General features: G+C 71.0%; 18 protein-coding genes. 8 read left to right on the forward strand and 10 right to left on the reverse strand.

Annotated features, from left to right (window positions below; all coding sequences use genetic code 11):
- Positions 1 to 67: 67 nt before the first annotated feature.
- A complete protein-coding gene (locus HWV07_RS18990; protein WP_178335835.1) occupies positions 68 to 1,309 on the reverse strand; it encodes an MFS transporter in 1,242 nt (413 codons plus the stop codon).
- Between the two features lie 88 nt (positions 1,310 to 1,397).
- On the opposite strand from HWV07_RS18990, the gene HWV07_RS18995 reads away from it, so the two are divergent.
- The 3 genes from HWV07_RS18995 to HWV07_RS19005 are packed head-to-tail and all read left to right on the forward strand — an operon-like array spanning position 1,398 to position 3,158.
- Positions 1,398 to 1,772: a universal stress protein gene (locus tag HWV07_RS18995; RefSeq protein WP_178335836.1), complete on the forward strand. Its 375-nt coding sequence runs from the start codon at positions 1,398 to 1,400 to the stop codon at positions 1,770 to 1,772.
- 45 nt (positions 1,773 to 1,817) lie between these two features.
- Positions 1,818 to 2,762, forward strand: a complete 945-nt coding sequence (locus HWV07_RS19000) for a D-2-hydroxyacid dehydrogenase (RefSeq protein ID WP_178335837.1) — start codon at positions 1,818 to 1,820, stop codon at positions 2,760 to 2,762.
- Between the two features lie 24 nt (positions 2,763 to 2,786).
- Positions 2,787 to 3,158 (forward strand): universal stress protein, encoded by a 372-nt coding sequence (locus HWV07_RS19005; RefSeq protein WP_178335838.1) that lies wholly within the window; start codon positions 2,787 to 2,789, stop codon positions 3,156 to 3,158.
- Here the strand turns inward: HWV07_RS19005 and HWV07_RS19010 are convergent.
- The 8 genes from HWV07_RS19010 to cofD all read right to left on the reverse strand — a co-directional run bounded on the left by HWV07_RS19010 (position 3,155) and on the right by cofD (position 8,957).
- Positions 3,155 to 3,529 carry a VOC family protein gene (locus tag HWV07_RS19010; RefSeq protein WP_178335839.1) on the reverse strand — a complete coding sequence of 125 codons (375 nt, stop codon included), beginning with the start codon at positions 3,527 to 3,529 and terminating at the stop codon, positions 3,155 to 3,157. The two genes, HWV07_RS19005 and HWV07_RS19010, sit on opposite strands and share 4 nt — an antisense overlap.
- Before the next feature lie 43 nt (positions 3,530 to 3,572).
- Positions 3,573 to 4,064: a hypothetical protein gene (locus tag HWV07_RS19015; protein ID WP_178335840.1), complete on the reverse strand. Its 492-nt coding sequence runs from the start codon at positions 4,062 to 4,064 to the stop codon at positions 3,573 to 3,575.
- A 237-nt stretch (positions 4,065 to 4,301) separates the two neighbouring features.
- Complete coding sequence (gene asd / locus HWV07_RS19020) at positions 4,302 to 5,336, reverse strand: aspartate-semialdehyde dehydrogenase (protein WP_178335841.1); 1,035 nt, start codon at positions 5,334 to 5,336, stop codon at positions 4,302 to 4,304.
- Between the two features lie 108 nt (positions 5,337 to 5,444).
- Positions 5,445 to 5,636, reverse strand: a complete 192-nt coding sequence (locus HWV07_RS19025) for a 30S ribosomal protein S17e (protein ID WP_178335842.1) — start codon at positions 5,634 to 5,636, stop codon at positions 5,445 to 5,447.
- 108 nt (positions 5,637 to 5,744) lie between these two features.
- Positions 5,745 to 6,329, reverse strand: coding sequence for a DUF447 domain-containing protein (locus tag HWV07_RS19030; protein WP_211694189.1), 585 nt, complete (start codon positions 6,327 to 6,329; stop codon positions 5,745 to 5,747).
- The gene (locus HWV07_RS19035) at positions 6,326 to 7,177 is read right to left on the reverse strand and encodes a triphosphoribosyl-dephospho-CoA synthase (protein ID WP_178335844.1); all 852 of its coding nucleotides are present in this window, start codon (positions 7,175 to 7,177) and stop codon (positions 6,326 to 6,328) included. Before HWV07_RS19035 ends, HWV07_RS19030 begins: the two co-directional genes overlap by 4 nt.
- A complete protein-coding gene (locus tag HWV07_RS19040) occupies positions 7,167 to 7,952 on the reverse strand; it encodes a tRNA-dihydrouridine synthase (protein ID WP_178335845.1) in 786 nt (261 codons plus the stop codon). The genes HWV07_RS19035 and HWV07_RS19040 overlap by 11 nt, the downstream gene beginning before the upstream one ends.
- Positions 7,953 to 8,957: a 2-phospho-L-lactate transferase gene (cofD, locus tag HWV07_RS19045; protein WP_178335846.1), complete on the reverse strand. Its 1,005-nt coding sequence runs from the start codon at positions 8,955 to 8,957 to the stop codon at positions 7,953 to 7,955. It abuts the gene before it with no gap.
- A gap of 130 nt (positions 8,958 to 9,087) precedes the next feature.
- Between cofD and HWV07_RS19050 the strand changes: the two genes are divergently transcribed.
- From HWV07_RS19050 to HWV07_RS19070, 5 genes are all read left to right on the forward strand, one after another.
- On the forward strand, positions 9,088 to 10,239 hold the full coding sequence (locus HWV07_RS19050; RefSeq protein WP_178335847.1) for an HD domain-containing protein: 1,152 nt from the start codon (positions 9,088 to 9,090) through the stop codon (positions 10,237 to 10,239).
- A gap of 72 nt (positions 10,240 to 10,311) precedes the next feature.
- Positions 10,312 to 11,721 carry an FAD-dependent oxidoreductase gene (locus HWV07_RS19055; protein ID WP_178335848.1) on the forward strand — a complete coding sequence of 470 codons (1,410 nt, stop codon included), beginning with the start codon at positions 10,312 to 10,314 and terminating at the stop codon, positions 11,719 to 11,721.
- 88 nt (positions 11,722 to 11,809) lie between these two features.
- The gene (folD, locus tag HWV07_RS19060; RefSeq protein ID WP_178335849.1) at positions 11,810 to 12,703 is read left to right on the forward strand and encodes a bifunctional methylenetetrahydrofolate dehydrogenase/methenyltetrahydrofolate cyclohydrolase FolD; all 894 of its coding nucleotides are present in this window, start codon (positions 11,810 to 11,812) and stop codon (positions 12,701 to 12,703) included.
- A gap of 6 nt (positions 12,704 to 12,709) precedes the next feature.
- Entirely contained in the window at positions 12,710 to 13,207 is a 498-nt protein-coding gene (locus HWV07_RS19065; protein WP_178335850.1) for an NUDIX domain-containing protein, read from the forward strand.
- Positions 13,208 to 13,304: 97 nt separating this feature from the next.
- Positions 13,305 to 14,174: a DUF726 domain-containing protein gene (locus HWV07_RS19070; RefSeq protein WP_178335851.1), complete on the forward strand. Its 870-nt coding sequence runs from the start codon at positions 13,305 to 13,307 to the stop codon at positions 14,172 to 14,174.
- A gap of 172 nt (positions 14,175 to 14,346) precedes the next feature.
- Here the strand turns inward: HWV07_RS19070 and HWV07_RS19075 are convergent, their stop codons facing one another.
- Entirely contained in the window at positions 14,347 to 15,057 is a 711-nt protein-coding gene (locus HWV07_RS19075) for a DUF7117 family protein (protein ID WP_178335852.1), read from the reverse strand.
- Positions 15,058 to 15,093 lie beyond the last annotated feature (36 nt).

Below are 15,093 nucleotides of genomic sequence, written 5' to 3' on the forward strand. Positions count from 1 at the left end.
CCCCCGGTTTCGCCTTGATGGGTTAAAAACCGTCGTCCCCGAAACGGCCGGCTCCGGCTTCCTGTACCTACTCGACGACCACCGACCGGGTCTCCGCGTCGTAGGTCTCGACCAGTCCCCACGCGACGAGCCCGGCGGCCGCGAACCCAACCGCGCTCGCGCCCGCGAAGGCGAGTTCGTAGCTGTACAGCGTCGCGACGCCGCCGACGAGCGTGGGGCCGACGACCCCGCCCACCCCCTTCGCCGTCTCGCGGATACCCAGCAGTTCCGACTCGCGTTCGATGGGGGCGACGTCGCTGACGAACGCCAGGGAACCGATCGTCATCGCCGAGAACGACCCGCCGAGGACGACGAACGTCGCCACGCCCGCGGCGAGGCGGAGCGGGCCGGGCGGAGCGGCGGTCAACCCGGCGGCCATGAGGGCGAAGACGGCGCTGCCGGCCATTCCGACGACGACCAGCGGCTTCCGGCCGACGTGGTCGGCGACGACGCCGAGCCCGTACATGAAGCCGACCTGGGAGCCGTGGTTGAACGCCAGCAGGACGCCCATCAGCACCTGGGAGACGCCGACGACGGTGACGAGGTACGGCGCCACGACTGACATGATACCCAGCACCGCGACGTTGCGCAGTGCCGTGGCGACGTAGAGCCACAGCAGCCCGTTCCGGGTCAAGTGGGACCGCTCGTCCGGCGCCGGGAAGAGCCGGCGTCGGGTCTCGGCCAGCACCTCGCGGGCGGTCGGGTCCGCGTCCGGAGAGGGCGTCGGGTCGACGACGAAGACCAGCGCGACCGTCGAGACGAACGTCACCGCCGCGACGGCCCAGTAGATGTCGACCGGCGTGACGTACTCCAGCAGCCCGCCGGCGACGACGTAGCCGAGCGCGAACCCGCCCGAGCGGGTGCTGTTGAAGATGCCGATGGACCGGCCCCGTCCCGTCGTCCCGCCGTGGTGGCTGACGATGGCGAGGGCGACCGGCGCGAAGCCGGCGAGGAACGCGGCGTAGACGCCTCGCGATCCGATCGCGACCGCGACGGTGTCGGCGACGAGCAGCGGGAGGATCGCCAGGACGCCGCCGATCCCGGTGACGATCAGCACCTGTCGCCGACGGCCGGTGATGTCCGCGAGCGCGCCCCAGAACGGCGAGAACAGCATCAGCCCGGCGTAGTAGGCGGTCCCCACGAGGCCGGCGGCGAACGCCGACGCCCGCGCCTCGACGACCACGGCCAGGGCCGTTCCCATCAGGATGGCGCCTGCGAACCGGGCGAACGTCGCCACCCCCAGCGTCGCCCACTGCCGACGACTCGTCATACCGGACGGTGCGAGCGCCGGGGGTGGTAAGCGGCGCGATTCGTGCCGACCTGAAGCTTCGTGGGGCCGGACCGCCGACCCTCCAGGTATGCACCACCTCGTCGCGACCGACTCCGTCCACACGACGGCCGCCGCCTGCGACTACCTGGCCGAGCGGCTCGGTTCCGACGACCGCGTCACCGTGGTCTCGGTCCCCGGGGAAGACGCCAGGGACGCGGACGACGCGCTCAACGTGGCGAACGCGCGATTGATCGGTACCGCGGAGGTCGAGACCGAGCGGCTGGACGGCGATGCCGACCCGGCGAGCGCGGTCCTCGCCGCCGCGAACGCCCGGAACGCGGACGTCATCGTCGTCGGTCCCCACGCCGGCACGCCGAGTGCGGGGCCTGCCCTGGGCAGTACGGCCCGACGGATCGTCGAGGGCGCCGACGTCCCCGTGGTGGTCGTCCCGCTGTCGCTGTAGCCCGTCGGCGCGGACGTTGATAAGGCCCGCCACCCAAGACGCGCCATGGAACTGCTCGTCCTGCGCGAGGGGGTCCACCGACTGTCGGCCGCGGCGTACGCCGACGAGCTCCGGTCGCGCCTCGACGGTCACACGGTCCGGCACGCGCGTACCCCGGCCGAGGAACGGCGGCTCGTCGCCGACGCGGCCGTCGTCACCGGCCCCCGTATCGACGCCGACCTGCTCGAACGGGCCGACGACCTCGACCTCTTCGCGTGCGCCTACGCGGGCTACGGTCACCTCCCGCTGGACCACCTCGAAGCCGCCGGCGTCGCGGTGACGAACGCCGCCGGCGTACACGCGCCGAACGCCTCGGAGCACGCGGTCGGCGCGATCCTGACCTTCTCGCGCCGCTTCCACGAGGTCGCGCGGGCGGAGACGTGGCAGCCCGTCGACCCCGGAGAACTCGCCGGATCGACGGTGACGGTCGTCGGGCTCGGAGCCATCGGCAGCGCGGTCGTCGACCGGCTGGAACCGTTCGACGTGACGACCCTCGGCGTCCGCCGCCGCCCCGAGAAGGGTGGTCCTGTGGACGAGGTGTTCGGCCAGGACGACCTCCACGAGGCGCTGTCCCGGACTGACTTCCTCGTCCTCTGCTGTCCGCTGACCGAGGAGACGCGCGGGCTGATCGGCGAGTCCGAGTTGACGACGCTGCCGCAGGGGGCCGTCCTGGTGAACATCGCCCGCGGCGAGGTCGTCGAGACCGACGCTCTCGTCCGGTCACTCCGCAGCGGACGACTGGGCGGCGCCGCCCTCGACGTCACCGACCCCGAGCCGCTCCCGGACGACCACCCGCTCTGGAACCTCGACGACGTGCTCGTGACGCCGCACTCCGCGGGCGCGACGCCGAAGTACTACGAGCGGCTCGCGGACGTCGTCGCCGACAACGTCGGACGACTGGTCGAGGACCGACCGCTCCGCAACCAGGTCCGGCCCGGCGAAAACGATTAACTCGCGGCCGGCGAAGGCACGACGATGACGCGGTACCTCGTGGCGACGTCCTCGACGGCGACCACGGAGGCCGCCTGCGGGTACCTCTCCGAGAAGCTCGAGCCGGAGGACGTAGTCTACGTCCTGACCGTCGACGTCCCGGAGGAGCCCGACGACCGGGTGGCGGCACTCGACGTCGCGCAGGTCGAGTTGACCGACATCGTCGAGGTCCTGACGATCCGCCGCGAGGGGCTGCCGGCCCGGGAGATCGTCCGGTTCTCGCGCGACAACGACGTCGACGAGATCATCATGGGACCGGCGCGGGGCGGCGGGATCACCACCATCGGGTCGACGACCCGTGCGGTCCTCAACAAGGTGGACAAGCCGGTGTTCGTGCTCCCGGCGCGGTCGGTCTAGTCCTCAAGCGGCTCGATGAGTTCGATCACGTGGCCGTCGGGGTCTTTCACGAACGCCGTCCGGGCGCCCGCGGCGGGCTGGTCGCCCGGCTCCTCGACGACGCCGTGGTGGTCGATCTCCTCGAAGGCCGCGTCGACGTCCTCGACCTTCACCGCCAGGTGGTCCCAGAGGTCGCCTTCGTCGGATGGGGTCTCTCCCTCGGTGTCGGAGAGCTGCAGTTCGACGCCGTTCCCGTCGGCGACGTAGCGGTTGACCGTCTCGCCGTCTGGGGTCTCGAAGCCCCACGACTCCTCGAAGTCCAGGTTCTCGGTGTACCACTCGACGGAGCGGTCGGCGTCCGCGACGTTGAGACAGGTGTGCAGGATGTCCATGCAGGGCCGGCGCCTGGCTCGGTGATAACACCGACGATGTCTCTCAGAGGTAGAGGGGAAGCACCGCGAGTACCGTTCCGAGGACGACCGAGAGGACGACGAGCCCGAGGAGGTCGAATCTCGACGGTGGTGACGGGAGGTCCGCCGTCCGGGCGTCGTAGCGGTGTTTCTCGACGGCGACGACGTAGCCGACCGTCCCGAGCAGGACTCCGGCGCCGAGCGACCCGACGAGAGCGAGGCCGATCTCCCGGAGCGTCCCGTCGACGAGGGGCGAGCCGACCCGACCGGCGGCCGGGACGAACCCCGCGATCCAGCTGGCGAGCAGGCTGCCGTTGAGGTAGCCGGCGACGAACGACAGTAGCAATCCCCCGAGGAGGCCGATTCCCGCGACGGCGAGGTAGACGGTCCCGGATACCTCGCCGACGACGAGGAGTCGGGCCGCTTCCAGTCCCGCGACCAGCAGCGCCAGCCCCAGCGCGATGCCGCAGAAGTACGCGGTGAGTCGCGGCGACCGACCGGCCAGATGTTCTCGCATACGGGCCACTGTCGGCCGACTCATACGACGGTTTCGGTGGGCGAACAGGCGGCACGTTCCCGACTGCGGTCCGTGTGCCGCACTCCCGCCCGGGCGGACCGCAGGCGTCTCTCAGCGCACACGGCCGATGGTCCCGTTCTGGTACTTGAACTTACGGGGTCAGATAGCTGGAGCATCCGCGAGCGCTTCGCGCTCTCGGTTCGCCGGACGCGAGCGGTTCCGCGAAACGTATCTATTTTAGATGTAGCCTTCCTCGAGCAGCAGTTCGCCGTTCAGCACGGAGGCGCCGGCGGCGCCGCGGATGGTGTTGTGCGCGAGGCAGTTGTACTGGACGCCGTGCGGCGTCGCCTCGATGCCGCCCGCGGCCACCGACATGCCGTCGCCGAGCATCCGGTCCATGCGGGGCTGGGGCCGCATCGGGTCCTCGAAGACCTCGATGAGCTGGTCGGGCGAGGAGTGGAGGTCGACGCTCGGGAGGTCGCGCATCGCGTCGGCGACCTCCTCGACCGTCGGGTCCTCGGAGAGGTCCGCCCAGACGTTCTCGAGGTGGCCGTCGATGGTTGGGATGCGGTTACAGGAGGCGGAGACGTCGGCGTCGTGCAGCGAGACCTCGGCCCCGTCGAAGGCGCCCAGGAGCTTGCGGGACTCGGTCTCCATCTTCTCGGCCTCGCCGCCGATGTGCGGGATGGCGTTGTCGATGATCTCCATGGAGGTGACGCCGGAGTAGCCGGCGCCGGAGACGGCCTGCAGCGTCGCGACGTGGACGCGCTCGACGCCGAACTCGTCGAGGGCGGCGATCGTCGGGACGAAGGTGATCGTCGAGCAGTTGGGGTTCTTGATGAGCGCGCCGTCCCAGCCGCGCTCGTCGCGCTGGACCTCGATGAGGCCGAGGTGGTCGGGGTTGACCTCGGGGATGGTCAGCGGGATGTCGTCGTCCATCCGGCCGTTCGAGGAGTTCGAGGAGACGACGTAGCCGTCCTCGACGAAGGTGGGTTCGACCTCGGCGCCGACGCTGGAGGGCAGCGACGAGAAGACGAGGTCGACGTCGTCGGGGACCTCCTCGGGGTCGGTCTCGACGACGGTGATGTCGGCGACGTCCTCCGGGATGGGTGTGTCGACGCGCCACTTCGCCGCCTCGCTGTAGTCCTTGCCCGCGCTCGCGGGGGAGGCGGTCAGCGCGGCGATCTCGAAGTCCGGGTGGGGGTCGAGCAGCTGGATGAGTCGTTGGCCGACGGCGCCCGTGGCGCCGATGACTCCTACGCGTGTGGTCATTGCCGGCCGTAAGGTGAGCCACCCAAAAACGGTTGTGAAAGACGCATCCGTGGCCGATCGGGACGGGTCGAACCGCGAGACGCGAGGGAGAAAGGTGGGAGTGCCCGTCTACGCCGCCTGCGGCGCGCGCTGCTTCCGCGTGACGTACCCGGCGATGCGGTTGCGGACGCTCTTGGACTCGATGTTGGTCAGCTCCTCGACGAGGTCCTTGTTGTGCTCGAAGTCGTCGCCGAAGGCCTTCGGGTATCGTTCCATGAGCAGCGTCGCGGTCTTCTTGACGTAGGCGGGCTTGATGGCCATTGGTAGACGTCCCTACTGCTGTGGTACTCAAAAAAGGTTCGAAAGGTGCGTCGACGGTCGCGTGCTGTCGATTCACACGCTCCGACGGCGCCCGATCCCCGGTTCGACTCACTCCGAGAGGTCGGCGTGCTCGCGCAGTCGATCGAAGGCCAGGTGCTCGCGGTCGCCGCCGCAGCGGTCGACGACGTCCGCGAAGTAGGCGAGTCGCTCCCGGAGTTCCTCGTCGTCGTATCCGGGGACGCCGAGCCGTGAGGCCGCCACCGTCGCCTCGACGACGCCGTTGTATCCCCGGTTCGTGGTCGGGACGGTACGTCGCTCGACGGCCGACTCGACCGGTCTGAGCTCCCACTCGACCCACTGCGTCCCGTTCTCGGTGCCCTCCTCGATCGCTTCGACCTCGACGCGCGCCCACGCGGCCGCGCTCTCGAGCAGCGGGTCGTCCGCCTCGCGGACGGAACAGGCGGCGTCGACGAAGTCGACGGGGTCCGGCGTGAACTGGACGTACCCCTCGCCACGCTCGCGGAAGTTGCGCCACGTCCGGGTCCGCCCCCAGGTGCGGGCGGTTACGGGGTCGCCGGCGAACAGCCCGAGGGCGGCGACGTTCCAGCGGTCGTTCGGACCGAGCGTCGTCACGACCGACTCGGTGACGCCCCGGAGGTCGACCGGCCAATCGGCGTCGTCGGCCACGGTCACACCTCCAGCCCGCGTTCGAGGGCGACGAACAGGGCCGCTGCGGTCAAATCGGCCGTCGTCCCGGGGTTCACGTCGCGCTCGCGGAACTCCTCGGCGAGTTCATCGGCGTCCTCGTCGCCGTCCAGGACCGACTGTGCCCGACGGGTCGTCTCCGCGGCGACGTCGGGGCCGTTCCGTGTGACGACGAAGGTGTCCTCCTCGGCGGCGAGCAGTCGCAGGAACGCTCGAGACGCGCGCCGGTAGATCGGTCCGTCATCGTCCACGATCCACTCGGCCGCCTCGAAGCTCCGCTCGAACCCGTTCGTCCACTCGGCGGCGACGCCGTCACGCTGCGCGGACAGTTCCATCACGTCGAACAGCGTCAGCTCCCGGTCCCGGATCGAATCGACGGCGTCGCTCCCCCGGCGGACGTCGAGGTCGTCGATCCCCTCCGGCGGCTCGTCGACCGCCACGTCGACGTGCTCGAACGCGCGGTAGAAGTCGCAGGCGTCCTCGACGGTGGTCGCCTCGACGACCGCGGCGGCGCCTTCTCGCCTGAGTCGGCCGGTCGCGGCCGCCTGGACGAGGGGCGTCAGTAGCAGCAGCGCGCCGAACTGGGTATTGCCGCCCGACTGGTGGCTCATCCCCTCGACGCCGCGCTCGAAGGCGCGACCGACGCGGGCGCCGTCGGCGGCCAGCCGGAACCCCCGGAGCGACCCGACGGCGCCGGCCAGGAAGTGCTCGAACCGCAGGTCCTCGTAGTCGCGGCGGCGGTCGACGTTCCCAGGTTTCGGCGTCCCGGCGACCTCCAGGAGCAGCGCGAGCTGGGCGTTTTCCGCGGGGTCCCGACCGGGTGCGTCACCGGGCATCCGGCGACACCCCCGGCTCCGGTTGGGGCTCCGGCCGACCAGCGTCGAACCACCCCTCGACGGCCGCCCGAACACGGCGGAGAACCGCCGGGTCGTCGGACGGTCGGCCGACCGAGACGGCGTCGGCGCCGTAGCCGAGGTACTCGCGGGTCGTCTCTCGGTCCCGGACGCCGTTGTTGGCGATCACGAACGCTTCGGGCGCCGCCTCGACCACCTCGCCGATTACGGGTTCGCTATCCATCGCGTCGACGTGGAGGACGTCGGCGCCCGCGTCGGAGAGTCGTGCGGAGAGCGCCGGCAGGTCCACACCCGGGACCTCGGTCCGAACCTTGACGCTCACCGTCGCGCCGGCGTCGGCGGCGGTCCGGACCTGCTCGCAGAGCCGGTCGCCGTCGCGAAGCAGCGTCTCGCCGGCGCCGGCGGCGCACATCTCGTCCTGGCGGCAGTGGGCGTTGATCTCGACGAGGGCGTCGCGGTCGGCGCAGACCGTCGCGACCTCGGCGAGGGGTTCGAGCGTCGCGCTCCGGACGTTGAACGCCGGGAGCACGTCCACTGCGTCGAGTGCGGCGAGCTGGCGGTCGACGAAGGCCACCGGGTCCGGCGGGAGGAACTCGTTGCGATCGCGGTCGACCAGGTCCCGGGCGGCGCTCCTGGTCGCGTCGTCCAGCGCGATGCCGCCGAGGAACGCACAGCCGACGTGCGGGGCGGCCTGCTTCGCCCAGTCGGCGTCGGATTCGCCGGACAGCGATGCGACGGCGACGCGCGGCTCGAACATTCACGTCACCTCCGCGCCGACCGTCTCGAGGGCTTCTCCGACCGCTCGGCAGACTCGCTCGCCGTCCTCGGGGTCGCCGAGCGTCGTGTCGGTGCGGACGACCGGCCGCTCGAGGTCCGTGCCGTCGGCCTCGTCGAGGACGAACGCGTCGGCGAAGGGGTACGCCTCGGCGACGCCGGCCGTCGACGCCTCGTACCCGGTCGCCGCCAGCAGCTTCCCGGCGGGACCGGAGAACACCTCCTCCTCGACGAACGGCGAGACGGCGACGACGGGCGTCGACTCGAGGGCCTCGCGGAAGGCGTCCATCGCGAGCATCGGCCCGAGGCTCGTCACCGGGTTCGAGGGGCCGATCACGACCGGCGCGTCCAGGGCGTCGAGGACGGCGTCGGTGGGGGCCGCCGCGTCGGCGCCGCGGAACTCCACGCGCTCGACGGCGGGGTCGGCCCGCCGGTGGACCCAGAACTCCTGGAAGTGCATCGCCCCCTCGTCGGTGTGGACGATGGAGGCGACCGGGTCGTCGCTCATCGGCAGTACGGGCCGCTCGACGCCGAGGGCGTCGCAGAGGGTGCGAGTGACCTCGGTGAGGGTGCGGCCCTCGTTGAGCAGCCCGGTCCGGGTGACGTGCAGCGCGCGGTCGCGGTCGCCCAGTTCCATGAACTCCGCGACGCCCGAGAAGCGGCGCCACCGGGCGATCTCTCTGCCGCTCGTCTGGGCCTCGTTCGGGAGGTATCTGGGTCCCGAGTCGAGGCCGGCCGCGTCGGCGAGTCTGTGGAGTTCCTCGTGGGTCTCCGTGGTGTCGTCCGCGATCCCCCACCACGTCTCGCGGTCCAGCACGTCGCCCTCCGCGAACAGGGTGGTGTCGACGTCCGGGCAGACGAGGACGCCGCCCAGTTCGACGTCGTCGCCGGTGTTGCAGACAACCGGCGTCTCGGCGGGGTCGAAGACGTCGTCGGCACCGCGGAGGAGCTTCGGTGTCCCCGTCCCGCCCGCGAGGAACGTGACCATGCGTGCGCTTTCTCGCCGACCGCTTTGTATCTGACGAGGCACGCGACGAGGACACCCGCGGTGCCGAATCTGGGCCCTACCGCGCCGAACGAACGAGGCGTTTTTCCCACCCTCCCCCGAAGGCCACCCGATGAACGCGATCAAGGACAGCGTCCACGACTGGATCCCGCTGGACCCGGTCGCGGCGGACCTGGTGGACGCGCCGGCCGTCCAGCGCCTGCGGCACATCAAGCAGCTGTCGACGGTCCGGCTCGTCTACCCCTCGGCGTCGCACTCCCGCTTCGAGCACTCCCTGGGGGTGTACCACCTCGCGCGCGAGGCGATGCAGCACCTCGGCGTCGAGGGCGACCGCGCGCGGCACGTCCGCGCGGCGGCGCTGCTGCACGACGTCGGCCACGGCCCCTACGGCCACCAGACCGAGGACGTCATCCGGCGGCACACGGGGCGGGACCACGACGAACTGGGGGACCTGCTGTACGAGACGAACCTGGCGGACATCCTCGCGTCCCACGACCTCGACCCGGACCGGGTGGCCGGGCTCGTCGCGGGGGAGGGCGAACTGGGACAGCTGGTCTCCGGGGAGCTGGACGTCGACCGGATGGACTACCTCGTCCGTGACGCCCACCACACCGGCGTCCCCTACGGCACCATCGACTGCGGGCGCCTGCTGCGGGCACTGCGCTACCGGAACGGCCGGCTCGTCCTCGCGGAGGGGAACGTCCCGACCGCCGAGTCGCTGCTGCTCGGGCGGGCGCTGATGGACGGGACGGTCTACCGCCACCACGTCTCCCGGATCGCGGGCGCGATGCTGGAACGGGCCTGCGAGCGGCTGCTCGACGGGGACACCTCCGTCGAGGTGTTCCGGCGGATGGCCGACCACGACCTGCTGGTCACGCTGCGTGAGGAGGTGCCGGACCTGGGGGGCCGGATCGAGCGTCGGGACCTGTACAAGCGGGCGGTGTGGGCGGGCCTGGACCGCGTCCCGGAGGCGGTCAGCGAGATGGACCGCGCCGACGAGCGGCAAGCGGCCCGGGAGATAGCCGACCGGACTGGCGTGGACCGCGAGTCCGTAATCGTCGACATCCCGGCCCGTCCGGGGCTGAAGGAGTCGCGGACCCGCGTCGTGGTCGACGACGTCGTCCAGCGGCTCGAGGAGGCCTCCGAACTCGTCGCCGCGCTCCGACGAGCCCGGCGGGCACAGTGGCGGCTCGGCGTCTACTGTCCGGAGTCGAAGGTCGACGAGGTGGCGTCCGCGGCGGAGGACGTGCTCGGACTGCCCTGACGCCGGCGGGGGTTGCGTCCGGCGCGCATCCGCGAGCCGTCTTTTATCACTCGCGCGGCCGAACCGCCGACCATGAGCACGTTCGTCGTCGTGGGTGGAGACGCCGCCGGGATGTCGGCCGCGAGCAAGGCCAAGCGGGACGACCCCGACCTCGACGTCGTCGTCTTCGAGAAGGGCGAGTGGGTCTCCTACGGCGCCTGCGGCCTGCCGTACTACGTCAAGGGCGAGATCCAGACGCTCGACGACCTCGTCTCCGTCACCCCCGAGGAGTTCCGCGAGGACCGGGACATCGACCTCCGGACCGGCCACGAGGTCGTCGAGATCGACCCCGACGACCGCAGCGTCACCGCCGAGGGACCGGACGGCGAGGTCGTCCAGGCCTACGACCACCTCCTGATCGCGACCGGCGCGGCCGCCGTCGTCCCGGACATCCCGGGCGTCGACCGCGAGGGCGTCTTCACGCTGGAGTCGATGAGCGACGGGCGGGACCTCCGGGACTTCGTCGCGCGCTCGCGGGAGTCCTCGCCCGCGGAACAGCCGGACAGCGGCCCCGCCTGCCACTTCCTCGAGAACTGCGAGGGCCCGGTCGCCGTGGTCGGCGGCGGCTACATCGGCATCGAGATGGCGGAGGCGCTGGCGCACAACGACTTCGAGGTCCACCTCTTCCAGCGCGGCGAGCGCGTCCTCAAGGGGTTCAGCGAGGCCACCAGCGAGGCCGTCGCCGAGCACCTCCGCGACGAAGACGTCGTGCTGTACCTCGACACCGAGGTGCGGGAACTCGCCGGCGGCGACCGGGTCGAGGCCGTCGTGACCGACGACGACCGGCTCCCCGTCGAGATGGTGCTCCTCGGCACCGGCGTGCGTCCCAGGACCGGACTCGCGGAGTCGGCCGGCGTCGACCTCGGGCCGACCGGCGCCATCGCGGCCGACCGGTACCGCGAGACCAACCTCCCGGACGTCTACGCGGCGGGCGACTGCGCCGAGGCGAGACACGTCGTCACGGGCACGCCGTCCTGGGTGCCGCTGGCGTTGACCGCCAACCGCCACGGCCGGGCGGTCGGCCAGACGGTCGCCGGGAACCCGTCGGTGGGCGGCGGCGTGGCCGGGACGGCCGCCGTCAAGGCCTTCCAGATGGAGGCCGCCCGGACGGGCGTCCTCGACCACGACGTCGCCCGCGAGGCCGGGTTCGAGCCCGTCACCGAGACCATCGACGCGAAGGCCCAGGCCGGCTACTACCCGGGCGAGGGGACCGTCACGGTCACGCTCTGCGCCGACCGGCCGACCGGCCGGCTGCTCGGCGGGAGCCTCGTCAGCGAGTTCGGCGAGGGGGCCGTCCACCGGAGCCACGCCCTCGTCGGCGCGGTCACGGAGGGCGTCACCGTCGCCGAACTGGCGAACTACGACCTCGCGTACGCGCCGCCGTTCAACACGACCTGGGACCCGATACTGACCGCGGCGAAGGTGCTGGAGGGCGAACTGTAGCACGTTCGTGCATACATTCGAAAAAATACTCTGCCTAAAGGGCACGAACCCGAACAATTCATAAGGCCGCCCCGACCACCTCCACGCAATGACAGAGGTCATCGACGGCAACGCCGTCGCCGCCGATATCCGCGAGTCGCTGACCGAGAGCATCGAGACCCTCGAATCCGAGGGCGTCACGCCCGGGCTGGCGACCGTCCTGATGAGCGACGACCCCGCCAGCGAGACGTACGTCTCGATGAAGCAGCGCGACTGCGAGGAGGTCGGCATCGACGGCATCCACGTCGAGATCGACAGCGACGCGCCCGCCGAGGAACTCTACGAGACGATCGACGACCTCAACGCCGACCCGGCCGTCCACGGTATCCTCGTCCAGATGCCCCTCCCGGACCACGTCGACGAGCGGCGCGTCCTCCGCAGCGTCGACCCCGTGAAGGACGTCGACGGCTTCCACCCCGAGAACGTCGGCCGGCTGGTCGCGGGCGACGACCGCTACCGGCCCTGCACGCCCCACGGCGTCCAGAAGCTCCTCGAGGCGTACGATATCGAGACCGAAGGGGCGAACGCGGTGATCGTCGGCCGCTCGAACATCGTCGGCAAGCCGCTGGCGAACCTCCTGCTGCAGAAGGCCGACGACGGCAACGCGACGGTGACGGTCTGTCACTCCCGGACCGAAGACCTCGCCGAGAAGACCCGCGCCGCCGACATCCTCGTCGCCGCCGCCGGACGCCCGGAGTTCATCGGCGGCGAGATGGTCGGCGAGGGCGCCACCGTCGTCGACGTCGGCATCAACCGCGTCGACGCCGACACCGAGAAGGGCTACGAACTCGTCGGCGACGTCGACTACGACAGCGTCGAGGCGACGGCCGGCGCCATCACGCCGGTCCCCGGCGGCGTCGGGCCGATGACCCGCGCGATGCTGCTGTACAACACCGTCAAGGCCGCCGGTCTGCAGACCGACGTCGACGTCGAACTTCCCTGACCGCGGATGGTCGACCCCTCGCCCGACGAACTGGCCGCCCGGTACGACGACGTCGTCCGTCACGGCGAGACCTTCGAACTGGACCGCGAGGGATTCGAGCGCGCCAGGCGCCGCGCTGACCGGTGGGGCGTCGGCGCGCTCGTCCACGACGACGGCCGGGTCCTGTTCGTCGAGCAGGACGGCCAGTGGTTCCTGCCGGGCGGCGCCCGCGAACCCGGCGAATCGCTCGAAGCGGGCGCCGCCCGGGAGGTCCGCGAGGAGACCGGCGTCGACGTCGAGGTGACCGACCTGGTCGCCATCTCGGAGCAGACGTTCCGCCACGGCGACGACCGCGTCGACTACTTCTTCGCGACCTTCGAGGCGCGTCCCGAGGAGACGACCACGAGCGACGACCCCGGTCGGGAGGGGGAAGGCATCCAATCCGCGGCGTGGCGGTCGACCGTTCCCCCGAACACCTTCGACAGCGACCTCGTCGAACGGCTCATCGGCCGATTCGTCGAGTGAGTAAGCCCTGCGAACGCAGATTTCGGGCGGCTTACCGCCGCCGAGCCCGAACGTATCAGGGATGTAACTATTGTCTGGTGGGGCGACCCGACTTCGTATGGCGGACGATCCCGATTCGACGACCGGTATCGGCGACCAGGGGAAACTGACTCGACGGCGAGTGCTCGGGGCGGCCACTGCCGCGACGACCGGCCTCGCCGGGATATCCGGGTCGGCCGGGGCCAGCGGGACCGAGACGTCGTTCTTCGGCGAGTGCTCCAGCGGGTGGGAGAGCGCTCCCGACGACTACCCGGTCGTCGACCTGCGCACCGACGAACCCACTATCAAAGGGGAGTTCCCATGGGGCGACGACGAGTTCGTCCTCTACGTCCACGGCTGGCTCGAGAAGTTCGCCAGCGGCGCGCGCGACCAGGGGTACACCCTCGAGACGGCGCTCCGGCAGAACGGCTACGAGCAGCCGACCGCCGCCGTCGTCTGGAACTCGAACCAGCCAGTCTGGCCGCTCGCCCAGCGACGGGCCGACGAGGCCGGCCGGCGGCTCGCCGAAGTCCTCGACGACTACCTCGAGGCCTGCCCGGGGACGACTATCAGGACCGTCGACCACTCCCTCGGCTCCCGGGTGATCCTCGAGGCGCTGGCGACCCTCGACGGTGACCAGGTCCTCGAGAACGTCTCGCTGGTCGGCGGCGCGGTGAACCCCGACTCCGTCTGCGAGGGCACGCGATACGGGGCCGGCATCGCGGAGTCCGCGAACGAGGTCTACGACTACCACTCCCGGAACGACGACATCGTCTGCGACGTCTACGCACTCTCGGAGGGCACCTCCGGAATCGGCTGCGTGGGTTCGGAGTGCGACGCCGTCCCCGGCGACTTCACGGACGTCGACGTGACCGACAGCGTCGACGCGCACTGCAACTACGGGAAGCCGGACGTGGGCTGCGTCCCCGAGATCGTCTCCAACTTCTAGAACCGATTTTCGATTCCCGACCGCCGATCTTGGCACCGACGGTTCAAGTAGGAGGACGGGACCACCGACGCCGTGCTCGACTGAACCGCTCCGGAACGACCAGCGGGAGCGCGGGACAGCGTTCCGGATACCGGCCGTCGACCCCAGCCGTCCCGCCTGTCAGCCACTCTCTCTACCGGAGGTCGTCCAGTCGGCTCTCCGCTTCGGCCAGGGCTCCCTCGTCGCCCTCGGCCAGATACCGACCGACGTCGCGAGCGACGGCCACGAGTTTCTCCGCCTCCCTGGGCGGGACGTCGCCGTCGAGCGCCCGGACCCGTTTGACGTGGTTGGAGAGCCGCTCGATCGCACCGGCGGCTGCCGGATTCGGATGCTCCTCGAGGTAGGTCCGCAGGTCCGAGCGGTACTCCCTGATGGCGTTCGCATAGGCGAGCCCGCGCATCGGCGAGAGCGACGCCGGGACCTCCTCGGGCGCCGGCCGTTCACCCTCGTCCGCTTGCAGGAGCTGCGTGAAGTAGAGCTCCTCGTCGTCCTCGACGTCCATCCGGCGGGCCAACTCGCCGGCCACGTGCCTGAGCTCCAGGGCCGCGAGGTAGGTGTCGTCGAGCGGCTGGAGCGCGCCGGCGTCGACGAAGCCGTACCCGCGGGTGAACTCGCGGCCGCGGTCAGCGGCCCGCTCGGCCAGCCGTCTGGTGGGCTCCTCGTCGACGGCAGCGCGAATCGGCGTGAGGTCGAGCGTCGCCGCCGTCGCCGTGTGCAGCGCTCGCTCCTCGTCGACGCCGACGCTGTGGAGGCTGCCGCACTCGGGACAGGCGGCCTCGCCGGTGTCGTAGTAGGACCACCGCGCCCCGCACTCCTTGCACTCGCGCTGGCCGCGGATCTTCATGCCTCGGCCTCCGGCTTCCGGGACCAAAACGTCCCC

The sequence above is a fragment of the Natronomonas salina genome, assembly GCF_013391105.1.
GTDB classification, from domain to species: Archaea; Halobacteriota; Halobacteria; order Halobacteriales; family Haloarculaceae; genus Natronomonas; species Natronomonas salina.